Genomic DNA, 14,958 nt, shown 5'->3' with positions numbered 1-14,958 from the left:
CCGCTACGAAACACGGCCTAGCACCCCGGGAACCTGCTCGCGGAAGGTGTGGCGGCAGCCGCGCGTGGAGCACACCAGACGCCGTACCCGCACGCGGACCACCACCCGCCGCCCGTCGACCGGAACGTCGGCTACTGTCCGCCAGTGATAGCCGTGGACCCGTCCCGACGAGGCCCCGCACAGCGGGCAGACCGCGGTGTCCTGCGGCGTCCGGGCCCGCACCACGATCCGCTCACCCTCATCGGCCACATCCTCGATGACCAGCGGGGACAGCCCCGAGAACACCGTCTGTACAAGTATGTTGCGCTCATCCACAGAGGAGCAACGACACCTGCTGCCCTCCGTTACTACCGAATGTGATAAAGGGCCGTTCGTTTTACAGTCCCAGATCCGGCGTAGGTCGAACACGCCCTGGCCCGCATGAAGACCTTCAAGATCCTCCGCGACTACCGACGCGCCGCCAGCACATTGACCGACACCGCATCCGGCATCGCCCACCTCCACAACATCATCCTGCTCGGGTGACACCGACACCGTTGACCGGCAACGCCATCACCGAGTTACGAGACATCCTTTAGTCACGGTAGATGTGAGGATGCCTTGTCGACACAGGACGAGGCTCCCGGCAAGAGGGCATTTGGGATGTGTGCTGGTCGGGTGTATCGCACAATGGATGCGATCGATGGACCGGGTTCAGTCGGTAGACGGGTATGGATCGGGTGCGGCGGTACCCGTCTGACCTGACCGATGCGGAGTGGGAGTTCGTTGAGCCGATGCTGCCGTCGCCGCAGTGGATGGGCAGGCCGGAGAAGCATCCTCGTCGGGCGATCGTCGACGGCATCCTGTACGTGGTGTGGACCGGGTGCCCGTGGCGGTATCTGCCGGTGGACTTCCCGCCCTGGCAGACGGTGTGCTCCCATTTCCAGCGGTGGAGCCGGCGGGGTGTGACCGAGCGGATTCTCACCGAGCTGCGGGAGCAGGTCCGTCTGGCCCATGACCGGGCGGCCGAGCCGACAGCGGGGATCATCGACTCCCAGAGCGTGCGGGCTGCCGACACCGTGCAGCGCGACACCCGCGGCTACGACAGCGGGAAGAAGGCCAACGGCCGCAGGCGGTTCATCGTCACCGACACCCTGGGCCTGCTGGTCACCGTGCGGGTTTTGGCCGCCTCCTGGCAGGACCGCGACGGCACGAAGGACGCCATGCTCGCCACGTATGAGGCGACCCCGATCCGGCACGTGTTCGCCGACTCCGGCTTCGCCGACCGCCTGGTCGACTGGGGCCCGTGACATGCTGCGCACCACCCTGGAGATCGTGCGTAAGCCCACCGACCAGCAAGGGTTCGTCGTGCACCGTCGCCGCTGGGTGGTGGAGCGGTTCCGCCACCGAGGGCGGCCCGGGTGGAAAAATTCGTTCTGCCTGACGCATGCGATCCGGGCGGGCAAGAGCGATCGGGCCCGGTGCAATAACCCGGCCGGGCGAGGCGGCGTCGTGCGGTGGGTGACCAGAGCAGGGGAAAGCTTCACTTGGACGGTCGGTTTTGTGCGGTCGGTGATGCGGTCCAGCAACCGGGCGCTGTTCGCGCCTATCTGGTGCCCTGCCTGGTCGACTGCGGTCAGGGCAACGGGTCCGAAGGCGGAAGGTGGTGTCGTACCCGGCCGGTGAGATGTCGGCCGGGGCGGAGAAGCCGGCTTCGCTGGGTGCGTCAAACTTGATCATTTGGGCTCTCCCCCAGCGGTAGGTACGACGCGCTCGACTCGACGAGCTTCGCGACGCGCTCACACCAGCGAATCTCCGCCTCGGACCGTTCGATGGTCAGCTCCCGCATCCAGCTCACGAAGGGCGGCTTGCACTGCGCCCAGTCGGCCTTCATCGCCGCCTGCAACTGCTGGATCCCGGCACTGAGCTGGACTGCGCGGTTACGCAGGGCCGCCGCGGCCTCGGAGCGCGGCAGGGCCGGCAGGAAGGAGAACGCCGCCAGGAAGGGGTCCGGCGGCGTCGCCACCGACCACCAGTTTTCCCGCAGCAACGACTGGAACTCGACAGCCCCCCGTTCGGTGATCTCGTAGGTGGTCCGGGCCGGTCGCGCGCCCACCTGCTCGGTGGCCACCTCCCGCAGCAACTCCTCCTCGGAGAGCTTGCGCAGGGCGTGATAGATCGACCCGGGCTGCACGTTGGCCCACTTGTCGGCACTCCAGCTCAGCAATTCCCGGCGTACGTCGTAACCGTGCACGGGCTGCATCCACTGGACCAGGCCGAGGATCATCATCCGGGTCGCCGACATATCTCACAGGTTAATAGCCAAACTTGACTGAGCGGCGCGCAGGTGTCGGGCCATCCGGCAACTCGCCGAGCAGCTCCAGGCGGTGCAGATGCCGGCGCAGGATGCCGCCGGATGCAACCACCGAGGCACCTCCAGGGAACGCGGAGGCTGGGTGGACCCGGGTCCGAGAGCGAGGCCAGCCACCGGGACTGCGTAGTTGTTTTCGACTCTGTCTCACATTCGGCTCTGTCTCACATTCGGTGGTGACCGAAGGTAGTCGATGTCGTTGAGATCATGTGTGCAAGATTGATGATCTTATGAAGATGGTGTTCTCGGGGTTGTCCCCGCTGGTGATCGATGACGTCACGGACGAGGGCGAGTGGATTCTGGTGTGGGCTCGGACCCCTGGGACGCCTGTGGCCTGTCCGGGCTGCGATGCGGTGACGGGCCGGGTGCACGGGTATCACCAGCGGACTCTCGCGGACGTGTCGGTCGATGCCCGGCCGGTGGTGCTGCGGGTACGCGTGCGCCGTCTGGTCTGCCCGACGCGGGGCTGCCGCCGCACGTTCCGCGAACAGCTTCCGGGTGTTCTGGAGCGTTACCAGCGCCGCACACCCGGACTGATCTCCCAGGTCGCTGCGGTGGTGCGCCATCTGGCCGGCCGGGGCAGCGCTCGCCTGATGTCGGTCCTGGCGATGGTCGTCATGTCCCGACACACCGCCCTGCGGTCGCTGCTACGCATTCCGCTGCCCGAACGGAGAGTGCCCCGCGTGCTCGGGGTTGACGACTTCGCGCTGTGCCGGCGTCGTCGTTACGCCACCGTCCTGATCGACGCGGTCACCCGCCAGCGCGTCGACGTGTTGCCCGACCGCAAGGCCCACACGTTGCAGACGTGGCTGCGGGAGCATCCCGGCGTCGAGGTGGTGTGTCGGGACTCCTGCGGCGCCTACGCCGAGGCGATCCGCCGTGCCCTGCCTGCAGCGGTGCAGGTCGCCGACCGTTGGCATCTGTGGCACAACCTCGCCGAGGCCGTCCGCAAAGAGGTCACCGCGCACAGCATGTGCTGGGCCGCCGCCGGCCTGCCGCCCCAGGAGGGTAAGCGGGCGGTGACCACCCGGCAGCGGTGGCAGCAGGTCCACGACCTGCTCGACAAAAGAGTCGGCCTGCTCGAATGCGCCCGCCGGCTCAACCTTGGCCTCAACACCGTCAAACGCTACGCCCGGATCAGCGAACCCGAAAGCCTGGTCCGCGCACCGCAGTACCGGCCCACCCTCGTCGACCCCTACCGCGAGCACCTACGGCGCCGCCGCCAACAAGATCCCGCCGTCGGCGCCACCCAACTCCTGACCGAGATCAGAGAAATGGGCTACACCGGCAGCCTCAACCTGCTCTACCGCTACATCACCCAAGGCCGGGTTGAAGCCGACCGCCCAGCTCTGTCGCCTAGGCGTCTGACCCGCTACCTCCTCACCGAACCTGACCAGCTCGCAGAACACCAGCGGACGCTCGTCGACGCCCTCACCGCCGCCTGCCCGGAGATGACCGTGCTGACCGGCTTCATCGGCTCGTTCGCCGCGCTCCTCACGCCAGCAGCCGGCAACGACGACCGTCTCGACTCGTGGATCGCCGAGGTCAAGGCCACCGACCTGCCCTACCTGCACACCTTCACCCGCGGCCTCGGCCTGGACCGCGCCGCTGTCAACGCCGCCCTGACCCATCCGTTCCACAACGGCGGCACCGAAGGCGTCAACACCAAACCAAACTGATCAAGCGACAAATGTACGGACGCGCCGGGTTCGACCTTCTGCGACACCGCATCCTGCTCGGCTAACCGGCACTCACCGTCACCACCAAATGTGAGACAGAGCCGAAAACGCCACACTCCCTCTGTGAGAAACCGCTACTGAGCTGCAGTGGGACGGTTCGCAGGCATTTAAGCTGGCTCACCTTGCGCCCGGTTGAGTCCTCTCGGATGGGTCGCCGTGGACAGGCTCGGCATCCACTCCCAGGGCTGCGCCGCTGTCGCCCCGAGCCGGTGGCCGGAGCGGGACCCGCCGAGCCGGCCATCCGGTCAGCGAGGTTGGCAGACAGGCATCCTGCCCGATCCACCGTCGTCGGCGGGGGTTTCGCGGCGCGTCGTCAAGTGCCCTGCCGGGGCGGGGGCGGCTCGCGCCCCCGCCCCCGTCGCATCGGCCGGTCAGCCCGTGCGCCACTTCTGGTTGGCCGTTCCGGCGCAGTCCCAGAGCTGGAGGCGCGCGCCGTCGTTGCCGTTCGCGTCCTTGATGTCGACGCACTTGTTGGCCTGAAGGTTGACCAGGTCTCCGGCCGAGTTCAGGGTGAACTGCTGGGCGCCGGTGCCGTTGCAGGTGTAGAGCTGCACCACCGCTCCGTTCGCTGTGGACCCGGCGTCGATGTCCATGCACTTGTTGTTCTGGCTCTTCAGCGCCGTGCCGCTGAACGTCCACTTCTGCGCGTTGGTGTTGTTGCAGTTCCACATCTGCAACGGCGCGCGGTCGACGAAGTTGGAGCTCGGCACGTCGATGCACTTGTTGTTCCAGGTGCTGACCACGGGCACCCCGGTGGCCGGGTTGCCGCCGGTGCCGCCGGTGAACGGGCTGAGGATCAGCCCGGCCGCACGTGGGTCGCCGTCGTGCACCAGCGACTCGAATCCGCCGACGTCGTCGAAGGCGAACGCGTATGCCCGGCCGTCGGTCATGTTGGCGTGGATCAGGCGGGCGTACTGGTTGGTGGGGCTGTTGCGGTAGAAGTCGGCGGCGTTGGTGGTGGGCTGGGTGTCGATGGTGCCGAGCGTGCCCCGGTTGAGCGCGGCGCAGAGCGTACGCGAGATCGGGCCGACCACCTGGTCGTTCGGCGCGGGCAGGTCGCCGTCGCAGCCCCAGACGCTGGCCGAGGAGGGCCGGTTGAAGGAGGCGACCACCTGGCCGCTGCCGTTGGTGAAGGTCATGGTGTTGCCCGACGTACGGCCGTAGTACCTGATGGCCGGCTGGTCGGCGAAGGGCACCACGGTCAGGGTCTTCGCGGTGTACGCGTTCCACGCGGAGGCGACGTAGGAGTCCAGGTAGGTGGTGCTCAGCAGGCCGGCCGCGGCCGCCTTGCCCGGAGCCAGGACTCGCAGCACGGTCCCGTCGGAGCGGGTGTGGACGGTGTTGGCCCAGCCCGGCTGCGCCCGGATCCCGTCGATGACCGCGTTGCGGCCGTTGGCCACCACGTCGCCGGTGCGCTTGGTGACGCCGTTGGCACCGGTCACGGTGACCGCGTGCGGGATCGCGAACATGTCGACCTGAGAACTGTTGAGCCACAGGCCGGAGTCGTTGTAGGTGAACTCGCTCCAGTCGAAGAGGATGTCGCGGTTCGCGTCACCGGCCGCCCAAGGCGCGGGCTGCACCAGCCCGTCCGGGGTGAGGAAGAACTTCAGCTTCTGCCCGAGGGCGAAGTAGACCCGGCCGGAGAAACCACGGGGGAACTGGAGGGTGATGCTGCCGCCGTTGCCGGGGCCCGGTATGGAGACGTCCGGCGCGGGCGACGGCGGGATCTGGCCGCCGGTCCACGGCGCGAAGGCGCCGCCGGAGGTGACGTAGCCGAGCCGGCCGGTGGACAGCTGGACGCCGATGACATAGAGGTAGACCGCGTCGCTGCGGCCGGTGGTGTTGGTGACGGTGACGGGCAGCAACGCCGGTCCGACCGCGTGGGCGGGCGTGGCGACGACGGCGGCCGCGAGGCCGGCGAGCAGTGCGGACGCGGCGGCAAGCAGCTTTCTTCGGAGACGCATGGCGACACCTCGCTGGAGACGGGACGGGAGAGCGCTCTCTCAGCAGGGTCCGATTGTTAACAATGTTTGTCAATAGGTGCTTGCTTCAGCCCGCCCTCGCCGACGGTCACGTCGTGCGCGACGGCGACCCCCGCACGGGTGACCTGGCCGGGTGGCCGCCGGCGCAGCACCGCTGCGCCGGCGGCCACCCGGGGACCGGTCAGAGACCGGCCGCGTGGGCGGCGGTGGTGCCGCCGACCACCGGAAGAACGATCTTGCTGCTCTTCAGGGCGACGTTGATGTTCGCGGCGGTGGTGTCCGCCTGGCTGGAGTACTGCGGGTAGCTGGCCACGATGATCACGCCGATCCGGTGGCCCGGCTTGAAGACGTAGTCCTCCGGCAGCAGCGGGAAGGTGAAGTTGTACGACTCCCCCACCATCAGCGGCACGGCGGTGCGGATGGACTGCCGGTTCTGGGCGTCCATGATGCCCTTGGTGACCAGCTCGTAGTCGGCCGTGGCGACCCGCTTGGCGGTCTGCTTGTAGCAGCCGTCGTCGGTCGGGCTGTTCAGCCCCCAGCAGTCCTCGGTGGCCAGGGTGATGATGCCCTCGCCGGAGGCCCGGTGCGCCACCCGCTCGTCGGTGCCGTAGTCGACCAGGATCGCCCCGAAGTTGGTGTCGGTCTGGTCGGCCGAGGCCCGCAGCTGCACCGTCGGCGTGCCCGAGATGTGCAGGGGCGCGGTCAGCGGCGCGGACAGGAACGCCAGCCGGTTCGGCTGCACCGTGTCCGGGTTGAGGATCATCGTGTTCTGGCTCTGGGTACGGCTGTCCTGGAATGCGCCGGTCGCCGGCTTGGCGGTCGGCACCAGCTTCAGGCCGCCGGCCCCGGTGGTGCCGGGCTGGAGGAACACCTCGGTGTCGGCCTTGCCGGGGATCGGCCAGTCGGCGTGGGTCTCCCACACGTCGGCGGCCCGCTCCAGGTCGACCCGGGGCTCGTCCATGATCCCGTTGGCCACCCCGTGCAGCCAGAAGTCGAACCACCGGTGCAGGGTGGACACCCAGACCGCGCGGCGCGAGTCGAACGGGTCGACGTGCCCCTCCTGGGAGAGCCACAGCTTGCGCGGGATGTTGTTCTCCGCCAGGGCGTACCAGAACTTGCTGAAGTGGTCCGGGCGGACGTTGTCGTCGTTGAGACCGTGGTAGAGCAGCACGCTGGCGGTCATGTTGGGGACCTTCTTGACGTAGCTGCGCTCGTTCCAGAAGGCGGTGTAGTCGCCGTGCTCGTCGCCGTCGGCGGCGGCCATCGCGTCACGCACCGGCTTGCAGTAGTCCCGCCGCTCCGGGTTGGTGACGGTGTTGGCCAGCGACGCCACGTAGCTGTTGCCCCGGGTGACCACCCCGTTGCTGCGCACGTAGTCGTAGTACTCGGTGGGACCGCTGATCGGCACCACCGTGGTCAGGCCCTTGACGCCGGTCACCGCCGTCGCCATGGCCAGCGAGCCGTCGTACGACTTGCCGATCATGCCCGACTTGCCGTTGTGCCAGTCGGCGGTGACCACCTGGCCGGCCGCGTTGCGCGCGGTGGCCCGGCCGTTGAGCCAGTTGATCGCCTGCTTGGCGCTGAGATTGTCCTGGTTGGCGTTGGTGGTGGGGCAGCCGGTGGAGTTGTTGGTGCCCACCATGTCCAGCAGGATCACCGCGTAGCCGCGCGGCACGAAGTAGTTGTCGTAGAACAGCGGCCACCTGTCGAGCAGGCCGTCGCCGTCCAGGTCGGCCTTGCACTCGGACTCGTTGCCCCGGCAGACCGTCGAGTAGTAGGGGCTGGCGTCCATGATGACCGGCACCTTGAGCCCGTTCGCGGTGGCCGCCGGTCGCATCAGGTCGAACGCGATGATGTCGCGCAGACCGTCGTTGTCGCTGTCGAAGGTGGAGTCGATGAACAGGCGTTCCCGGATGGCGTCGGCGTAGCCGAACACCGGCTGGGTGACCCCGTCCTGGACCACGATCGCCGGTGCGTCCGACGCCGCCACCGCCCGTGGCGCCGCGCCCAGGGCGGCGAGCAGCACCGCGGCCAGTACGGCCGCCCCGGCGCGAAGGGGTGTTCCCGTTGCAGCCATGCAGTCTCCTTGAATGTCCCGAGAACCGCACGCTATGGGCCGACCGACCGGCACCACCACCTGCACCTGTAGGAACTTTGCCCACGCCGCTCCGACGACACCGACGCGACGAGCCCGACGGCGGTGTGCCGCGCCGGTCAGTCCCGGTAGCCCCACTGCCGCAGCGGCTTGTCCAGCACCCGTTCCACGGCGGCGAGCTGCGCGTCGCCCAACTCCTCGTGGTAGGCGGCCTGCCGACCGGCGTGGAACCGGTACCGCCCGAAGCCCTTCTCGAACGTCGGCGACCAGTCCAGGTCGAGGAAGTCGAGCATCCGGGCCACCTCGCCGCGCGGGTCGGCGAGCAGGTCCTCGTAGCGCACGTCGAGCCACTGCGCCTCGGGGTGCGCCGCGCGGGCCTCGGCGAAGGAGTCCATCAGCATCTTCCAGCCCAGCGCGGCGAGCACCGGGAACGACCTGTCGTATTCCTCCCACTCCCGGCGCAGGTCGGCCGGCAGTGGGCCGAGGAACCAGTTGTCCGGCCCTCGCCAGCCGTCCCACCAGCCCATCTGGAGCCAGGAGTTGGTCACCGCCCGGCCGTCGCGGACCACGTTGACCACCCGCAGCTCCGGGTAGCCGGCCCGCAGGAACCCGGTCCTCGGCCAACCGGTCACGTGGTGCAGCAGCAGCCGGCAGCCCTGCCGGGCGATCCGGGCGTCGAAGAAGGCGCGCAGCCGCCGCCGCAGGTACGGGGTGAGATCCTCGGCGGTCAGGTCCCGGCACGGGCGGGAGAACCCGGCAAGCACGTGCCGGTCCAGCAGGTGGTACGCCTCCGACGGGGCGACCCGTAGCCGGCCCTTCTCCAGCAACCGGCGGCTGTGCCGCAGCGAGGTCATCCCCGCCGGGCGGGGCGCGGAGCGCCGGTACAGCGGGCCGTTGAGCCGGCCGGTCAGGTTGAGCCGGGACAGCTTGTCGTCGACACCGGAGACGAACCCGACCCCGGGGTGCCGGGACAGCAGCTCCTGCACCAGGGTCGACCCGCACCGCCCGGTGCCCACCACCACCGCCAACATCGCTCAACCCTCCTCATGCCGGGCCGGCACCGACCGCCCGACGCCCACCGGCCGCCCACCGGCCGCAGCCGGCCCACCCTGCGCGGGCCGCCCGTCGCCCGCCGACCGGTCGGCCCCCGCCGGGCCCGGGGCACCCCGCCGCCACGGGTAGCCGAACCGGCGCAGCCCCGCCGCGGTCAGCACGGTGACCAGCGCGTACGACCAGCGGGACAGGTCGCGCCGCCACTGCACGTCGGCGGTGATCGGCACCGGACCGGTCCGGTGCCGGGACGGGTTGCCGGCCACCGAGTGCGTCGGCGTCAGCCGGACCGTCGCCGGGCCGGTGAACGGGCCCCCGTCGGGGTCGACCCCGGCGAAGTCGGCGATCCGGCGCAGCGTCCCCTCCGGGTCGGCGGTCAGGTCCTCGTAGCGCACCCGCAGGTAGCCCCCAGGGGCACTGTCACCCCACAGCCGGACGGTCACGGTGTTCCACACCAGCCAGAGCAGGGCCGCCTTCCATGCCGGCGGCCGGCTCATCAGCTCCGGATCGGTGTCGCCGTCGAGCCCCCGGCGACGACGCCAGGAGAAGGCGGTGGCCCGGGGGTCGCGGACCAGGTGCAGCACCCGCAGGTCGATGCCGGGCAGCGCGCCGACCAACGCGCCGTACGGGGGCAGCTTCGACGAGTCGACCACCACCCGGGCCCCGGTGTGCCGGGCCACGGCCGCGTACAGGTCGGCCAGCGCCGCGTCGTCGGGATGTGCGGGCACCGGCCGGACCCCCCGCCGGTGGCGACGCAGCAGCGCCGGCAGCCCGCGCATCCGCAGCCGGCCCCGCAGTCCGGCGGCGATCGTGGCGGCCCGCTCCACCGGCAGTTCCCGGGCCACCGCACGCCACAGCGGGCAGTCCCGCAGCGGCCGGCCGCAGCCGCACGGCCGGTTCTCCACCTCGCCGCGCTGCCACAGGTAGCGCAGCTCCCCGGCGGCGAAGGCCCCCGGGTACTGCCCGAGGACGGTGGTGACCAGGGTGCTGCCGCTGCGTCCGCTGCCGGCCAGGTAGAGCACCCGCACCGGCGGGTTCACACCGGCTCCCGCACGGTCCGCGCGGCGGTCGCGTAGACCTCCCGCAACCGGGTCAGGTGCGCCTGCGGGGAGAAGTCCCGCTCCACCCGCGCCCGGCCGGCCCGCCCCATCCGGTACGCCCGCGCCGGGTCGGCGAGCACCCGGGCCAGCCCGGCGGCCAGCGCGACCGGATCGTCGGCGGGCACCACCTCGCCGTCCACCCCGGCGGTGACCAGCTCGGGCAGCCCGCCCAGGTCGGAGGCGACCACCGGCACCCCGCAGCCGTACGCCTCCAGCACCGCCATCGGCTGGTTCTCGTTCCACCGGGACGGCACCGCCACCACCGTGGCCGAGCGGACCAGCTCGTGCAGCCGGGCCTTGTCCAGCCGGCCGTGGAACCGGACCCGGCCGGGGGCCCGCCGCCGGGCCAGCTCGGTCAGCCCGTCGCGGGCCGGGCCGTCCCCGGCCACCTCCAGCACGACGTCGTCGGGCAGTCGGGTGAGCGCCTCGATGAGCACGTCGACGCCCTTCTCCGGGGCCAGCCGGCCGGCGAAGACCACCGGCCCGCCGGGGGCCGCCTTCACCGCCGTCGCGGCGACGTCGACGAAGTGCGACACCACGTGCATCCGGTCGGGGAAGACACCGGCCCGACGCATCACGTCGGCCAGGAACCGGCTGGGGCTGACGAACGCCTGCACCGGCCCGTACGCCCGGGTGGTGCGGTGCAGCCAGGACTCGACGGCCAGCAGCGAGCTGGCCCCGAACGATCCGTCCTTGCAGCGGCGACGGGCCGCGCGCAGCGGACCGCCGGTCACGCAGGCGTCGCAGACCGCCCCCCGGTCGAGCATCTGGTAGCTGGGGCAGGCCAGCTTGTAGTCGTGCAGGGTCATCACCGCCGGCACCCGGGCGGCCCGCACCGCCGCCAGCACCGACGGGGAGAGCTGGTGGTAGATGTTGTGCAGGTGGACCACGTCGGGTCGGAACTCGTCGAGCACCCGGGCCAGGCCACGCCGGCTGGCCGGCGACCAGATCATCCGGGCCGCCACCGCCGCCCGGGGGCCCGCGCCGCGCGGCGCCGGGTCCAGCTCCACCCGGGGCGGGAAGTGCCGGGCGTACGGGGTGGGGGCGTCGTTGTCCGGGTGGGTCATGCCGAAGAAGGCCACCTCGTCGCCGTCGCCCCGTTGCAGCTCGGCGACGTCGAGCAGGTAGCCCTCGGCGCCGCCGCGCCGGTAGAGGAACTTGTTGACATGGAGGACACGCATCGGCCCGCTCCGGGGGTGGCTGCTGCGGTTCGTCGGGGTCCAGGGGTGGGGTGGTCGCCCCGGACGGCAGCGGTGACCAGGGGCCCCACCGTATGCACCAGCCACGTCGTGAGTCCAGCTCATGATCCCCAAGCTGACCACACGGCCCATCGCCGGTCGACCACACGGCCACGTGGCCACCCGTGATGATCTGCCGGTACCGTGTGCCCCACCCCGCCTGACGTGCCCGAGGAGGACCGGTGCCCCACCCCGACGAGCCCTCGGCGCTGGCGTACACCGCCCGACGGGTTCGCCGGCACCTGCGCTGGGCGCGCACCGAGGGCGTCCGGCGGCTGATCGAGGAGGACCGGCTCGACCCGGTCGACCGGGCCCGCACCGCGCTGGCGAAGTGGCGCTGGCGGCGGGCCCATCCCGGGCCGCCCGGCCGGGCCGTCCCGGTCTACCTGGTGGGCCTGCAACGCTCCGGCACCAACATGCTGACCCGGGGGCTGGACGCCGACCCGTCGGTGGAGGTCCGCAACGAGAACGACCGGGCCGTGTTCCACCGCTTCCGGTTGCGCCCCGACCCGGTGCTCGGCGCCGTCATCCGCCGCAGCCGGCACCGGTACGTGCTGGTCAAGCCGCTGTGCGACACGCACCGGGTGGACGAGCTGCTCGGCCTGGCCGGGGTCGCGCCGGGGCGGGCGCTGTGGGCGTACCGGGACGTCGACGACCGGGCCCGCTCCGAGGTGGCGAAGTTCGGCGACGCCAACCTGCGGGCGCTGCGGGCGATCGCCGACGGCACGATCGGGGACCGCTGGCAGGGGCAGCGCCTGGACGCGCCGATGCGGGACCTGGTCGCCGGCTTCGACTACGACCGGATGACCCCGCACACCGCCGCCGCCCTGTTCTGGTACGTGCGCAACTCGTTGTACTTCTCCCTCGGGCTGGCCGACCGTCCGGACACCCTGCTCTGCTCGTACGACCTGCTGGTCGCCGACCCGGCGGGGTCCACCCGGCGGCTGTGCGCCTTCCTCGACCTGCCGTACGACCCGGTGCTGCACGCGCACGTCGGCGCGCGCACCCCGGCGCGGCCCCGGCTGGAGATCGACGCCCGGGTACGGGCGCTCTGCACCACCCTGGCCGGGCGGCTGGACGCGGCGGCCGGCCGGCAGGAGGCGGTGGACCATGGCTGAACCGCACACCCCGGCGGCGCGGGCGGGGGCGGCCCGGGGGCCGATCTTCCTGGTCGGCTGCCAGCGGTCCGGCACCACGATGCTGCGGCTGGTGCTCGACTCGCACTCCCGGGTCAGCTGCGGCCCGGAGACCCGGTTCCTGGCCGACATGCAACGCATCGTCGGGCGGGACTGGGAGCGGCTGGCCCGCTTCGGGTTCCCCCGGGAATACTGGCTGGGCCGCATCGCCGACTTCTTCGGCGGCATCCAGGCCGACTACGCCCGGTCCCGGGGAAAGACCCGCTGGGCCGACAAGACGCCGCTCTACGCGCTGTCCATCGACTTCCTGGCCGAGGTCTTCCCCGACGCGCAGTTCGTGCACGTCGTGCGGGACGGCCGGGACGTGGTGGTGTCGCACCGCAAGCGGTTCGGCTACTGGTCGGCGGTGAAGTGCGTGGTGAAGTGGCCCCGCTACATCCGCATCGCCCGCGCCTCCGGGGCCCGGCTGCCGGCCGACCGCTACCACGAACTGCGCTACGAGGAGACGGTCACCGACCCGGAGAAGGCCATGCGGGGCCTGTTCGAGTTCCTCGGCGAACCCTGGGAGGCGGGCGTGCTCGACTACGACGGCAAACAGCACGACGTGGCGGGCAAGTACACCGCCGAGGCGGATCGTCGGCGGGCCGCCGCCGGCACCGACGCCCCGATCTACGGCTCCCGGGTCGGCACCTACCGCCGGGAACTGGACCCCTTCCTGCGGGTGCTGGTCCGGATCTTCTCCGGTGCCACCCTGCGCGAACTGGGCTACCGGTGAGCCGCCGGACCGGGCGGCGGGTGCTGCTCGCCGGGGTGCTGCTGGCCGCCCTGGTCGCCGGGGCGGCCTGTTCGGACGAGCCCGCCCCCCGCCCGGCCCCGTCGGCGACCGGCCCGTCGGCGGCCACCCCGTCGGCCGGTGCCACCGGCGCGCCACCGGCCGGCGCGACGGCCCGCAACCCGTTCGGCGCGCACTGGGACTGGTCCCGCCACGACCAGTTCGTGCCCTACCTGGAGAAGCTCTCCGGCTCGGCGACCTACCACGAACTGAGCTGGTGCGACATCGAGAAGACCCAGGGCAGCCCGGACTTCTCGGCGGTGGACCGGATCGCCGAGCGCAGCCGGCAGCTCGGCATCACCCTGCACCTGAAGATCCGCACCGGGGTCTGCTGGGCCACCGGCGGGACGGCGAAGTTCACCCGGGGCCAGGCCAACAAGACCGAGTCGGCGATGCCCCGGGACCTCGCCGCCTACCAGGCGTTCGTCCGCGCCCTGGTGCAGCGGTACGCCCCGTACGGGGTCCGCGAGTACGCCATCGAGAACGAGGTCAACGCGCAGCAGTACTGGGCGGGCAGCCCCGAGGACTACCGCCGGCTGGTCACCGCCGCCGCCGAGGCGATCCGGTCGGCCGACCCGCAGGCCACGGTGGTCGACTCGGGCATGAGCAGCGTGGCGTACGGAATGGGGGTGGCCGACCGGCTGCTGCGGGCCGGGCAGCCGGACCAGGCCGTCGCCGCCTACCAGGCGTACTTCCAGCGGCGGATCGGCACCCGGGGGCGGCTGATCCCGGCGGTCGCCGACCCGACGGCGCTGCGCGCGGCGCTGGACAACACGCAGAACTCCCGCAACCTGGCCTACCTGGCGGTCACCGAGAAGCTGCTCGACGACCGGGTGGTCGACGTCCGGCAGCTGCACTTCTACGAGCACTTCTCCGGGGTGCCGGCGCTGCTGGACTACCTGCGCGCGGAGACCCCGCCCGGGGTGCCGGTGCAGGCGTGGGAGGTCGGCCAGTTCTGGAAGGACGGCGCGGACGACGCCGCGGCCCGGGGCGACGAGATGGTCAAGGTGGTCAGTCTGCTGGTCGCCGGCGGCATCCACGAGGTGCTCTGGCTGCCGCTGGCCTACAACCCCGACAACCGGGCCGGCGCGGAGGTCCGCTACGGCCTGCTCGACCCGGACGGCACCCAGCGGCAGGCCGGCGCGATGATGGCCGCCCTGGCGGCGGCGGCCCGGGACGCGACCGTCGAGCCCGTGAACGCCAAGGGGCTGACCGGGGTGGCGTTCCGCCGGGGTGCCGAGAGCACCCTGGTGGTCTGGTCGACCTCCACCGGCACCGTGTCGTTGCCGGCCACGGCCGGGGTGACCGGCGGCCCGGTCGGTGCCGACCCGGCCGCCCGCACCGGCGCGCTGCCGATCGGGCCGAGCCCGGTGCTGCTGCGCGCGAAGGGCGACCCGGCCGACGTCCTCGCCCCGATCCGCTGACGCGGTGGCCGT

General features: G+C 71.4%; 10 protein-coding genes and 3 pseudogenes. 6 read left to right on the top strand and 7 right to left on the bottom strand.

The features are described from left to right. Positions 1-12: 12 nt before the first annotated feature. Positions 13-315 (bottom strand): annotated as a pseudogene (locus ACVMYR_RS28700) (transposase family protein); the annotation flags it as partial. Between the two features lie 84 nt (positions 316-399). On the opposite strand from ACVMYR_RS28700, the pseudogene ACVMYR_RS28695 reads away from it, so the two are divergent. Further along, a pseudogene (locus ACVMYR_RS28695) lies at positions 400-525 on the top strand (IS5/IS1182 family transposase); the annotation flags it as partial. A 185-nt stretch (positions 526-710) separates the two neighbouring features. Next, positions 711-1,289 carry an IS5 family transposase gene (locus tag ACVMYR_RS28690; protein WP_457123279.1) on the top strand — a complete coding sequence of 193 codons (579 nt, stop codon included), beginning with the start codon at positions 711-713 and terminating at the stop codon, positions 1,287-1,289. Positions 1,290-1,705: 416 nt separating this feature from the next. Here ACVMYR_RS28690 and ACVMYR_RS28685 read toward each other — a convergent pair whose 3' ends face one another. Further along, on the bottom strand, positions 1,706-2,284 hold the full coding sequence (locus ACVMYR_RS28685) for a PadR family transcriptional regulator (protein ID WP_457123278.1): 579 nt from the start codon (positions 2,282-2,284) through the stop codon (positions 1,706-1,708). A 296-nt stretch (positions 2,285-2,580) separates the two neighbouring features. Here ACVMYR_RS28685 and ACVMYR_RS28680 point away from each other — a divergent pair. Further along, positions 2,581-4,094, top strand: a pseudogene (locus ACVMYR_RS28680) (ISL3 family transposase). Between the two features lie 366 nt (positions 4,095-4,460). On the opposite strand, the gene ACVMYR_RS28675 reads toward ACVMYR_RS28680, so the two are convergent. The 5 genes from ACVMYR_RS28675 to ACVMYR_RS28655 all read right to left on the bottom strand — a co-directional run bounded on the left by ACVMYR_RS28675 (position 4,461) and on the right by ACVMYR_RS28655 (position 11,497). Beyond that, the gene (locus ACVMYR_RS28675; protein WP_457123277.1) at positions 4,461-6,053 is read right to left on the bottom strand and encodes a beta-1,3-glucanase family protein; all 1,593 of its coding nucleotides are present in this window, start codon (positions 6,051-6,053) and stop codon (positions 4,461-4,463) included. 199 nt (positions 6,054-6,252) lie between these two features. Further along, on the bottom strand, positions 6,253-8,148 hold the full coding sequence (locus ACVMYR_RS28670) for a CocE/NonD family hydrolase (RefSeq protein WP_457123276.1): 1,896 nt from the start codon (positions 8,146-8,148) through the stop codon (positions 6,253-6,255). Positions 8,149-8,285: 137 nt separating this feature from the next. Further along, positions 8,286-9,197, bottom strand: a complete 912-nt coding sequence (locus ACVMYR_RS28665; RefSeq protein ID WP_457123275.1) for a sulfotransferase family protein — start codon at positions 9,195-9,197, stop codon at positions 8,286-8,288. Positions 9,198-9,200: 3 nt separating this feature from the next. Further along, positions 9,201-10,256, bottom strand: coding sequence for a sulfotransferase family protein (locus ACVMYR_RS28660; RefSeq protein WP_457123274.1), 1,056 nt, complete (start codon positions 10,254-10,256; stop codon positions 9,201-9,203). Continuing rightward, a complete protein-coding gene (locus ACVMYR_RS28655; protein WP_176734393.1) occupies positions 10,253-11,497 on the bottom strand; it encodes a glycosyltransferase in 1,245 nt (414 codons plus the stop codon). Before ACVMYR_RS28655 ends, ACVMYR_RS28660 begins: the two co-directional genes overlap by 4 nt. 239 nt (positions 11,498-11,736) lie before the next feature. Here ACVMYR_RS28655 and ACVMYR_RS28650 point away from each other — a divergent pair, with 239 nt between their 5' ends. The 3 genes from ACVMYR_RS28650 to ACVMYR_RS28640 are packed head-to-tail and all read left to right on the top strand — an operon-like array spanning position 11,737 to position 14,946. Further along, positions 11,737-12,672, top strand: coding sequence for a sulfotransferase family protein (locus ACVMYR_RS28650; RefSeq protein ID WP_091284735.1), 936 nt, complete (start codon positions 11,737-11,739; stop codon positions 12,670-12,672). Continuing rightward, positions 12,665-13,465 carry a sulfotransferase family protein gene (locus ACVMYR_RS28645; RefSeq protein WP_077939312.1) on the top strand — a complete coding sequence of 267 codons (801 nt, stop codon included), beginning with the start codon at positions 12,665-12,667 and terminating at the stop codon, positions 13,463-13,465. The genes ACVMYR_RS28650 and ACVMYR_RS28645 overlap by 8 nt, the downstream gene beginning before the upstream one ends. Further along, positions 13,462-14,946, top strand: a complete 1,485-nt coding sequence (locus ACVMYR_RS28640; protein WP_457123273.1) for a hypothetical protein — start codon at positions 13,462-13,464, stop codon at positions 14,944-14,946. The genes ACVMYR_RS28645 and ACVMYR_RS28640 overlap by 4 nt, the downstream gene beginning before the upstream one ends. Positions 14,947-14,958: the final 12 nt, after the last annotated feature.

This window comes from Micromonospora sp. PTRAS2, assembly GCF_054052245.1.
This window is presented reverse-complemented; position numbering and strand designations above follow the sequence as displayed.

Coding starts and splice junctions, on each gene's coding strand:
- ACVMYR_RS28655 (WP_176734393.1), bottom strand. CDS start 11,497: ATGCGTGTCCTCCATGTCAACAAGTTCCTCTACCGGCGCGGCGGCGCC.
- ACVMYR_RS28685 (WP_457123278.1), bottom strand. CDS start 2,284: ATGTCGGCGACCCGGATGATGATCCTCGGCCTGGTCCAGTGGATGCAG.
- ACVMYR_RS28670 (WP_457123276.1), bottom strand. CDS start 8,148: ATGGCTGCAACGGGAACACCCCTTCGCGCCGGGGCGGCCGTACTGGCC.
- ACVMYR_RS28690 (WP_457123279.1), top strand. CDS start 711: ATGGATCGGGTGCGGCGGTACCCGTCTGACCTGACCGATGCGGAGTGG.
- ACVMYR_RS28675 (WP_457123277.1), bottom strand. CDS start 6,053: ATGCGTCTCCGAAGAAAGCTGCTTGCCGCCGCGTCCGCACTGCTCGCC.
- ACVMYR_RS28645 (WP_077939312.1), top strand. CDS start 12,665: ATGGCTGAACCGCACACCCCGGCGGCGCGGGCGGGGGCGGCCCGGGGG.
- ACVMYR_RS28665 (WP_457123275.1), bottom strand. CDS start 9,197: ATGTTGGCGGTGGTGGTGGGCACCGGGCGGTGCGGGTCGACCCTGGTG.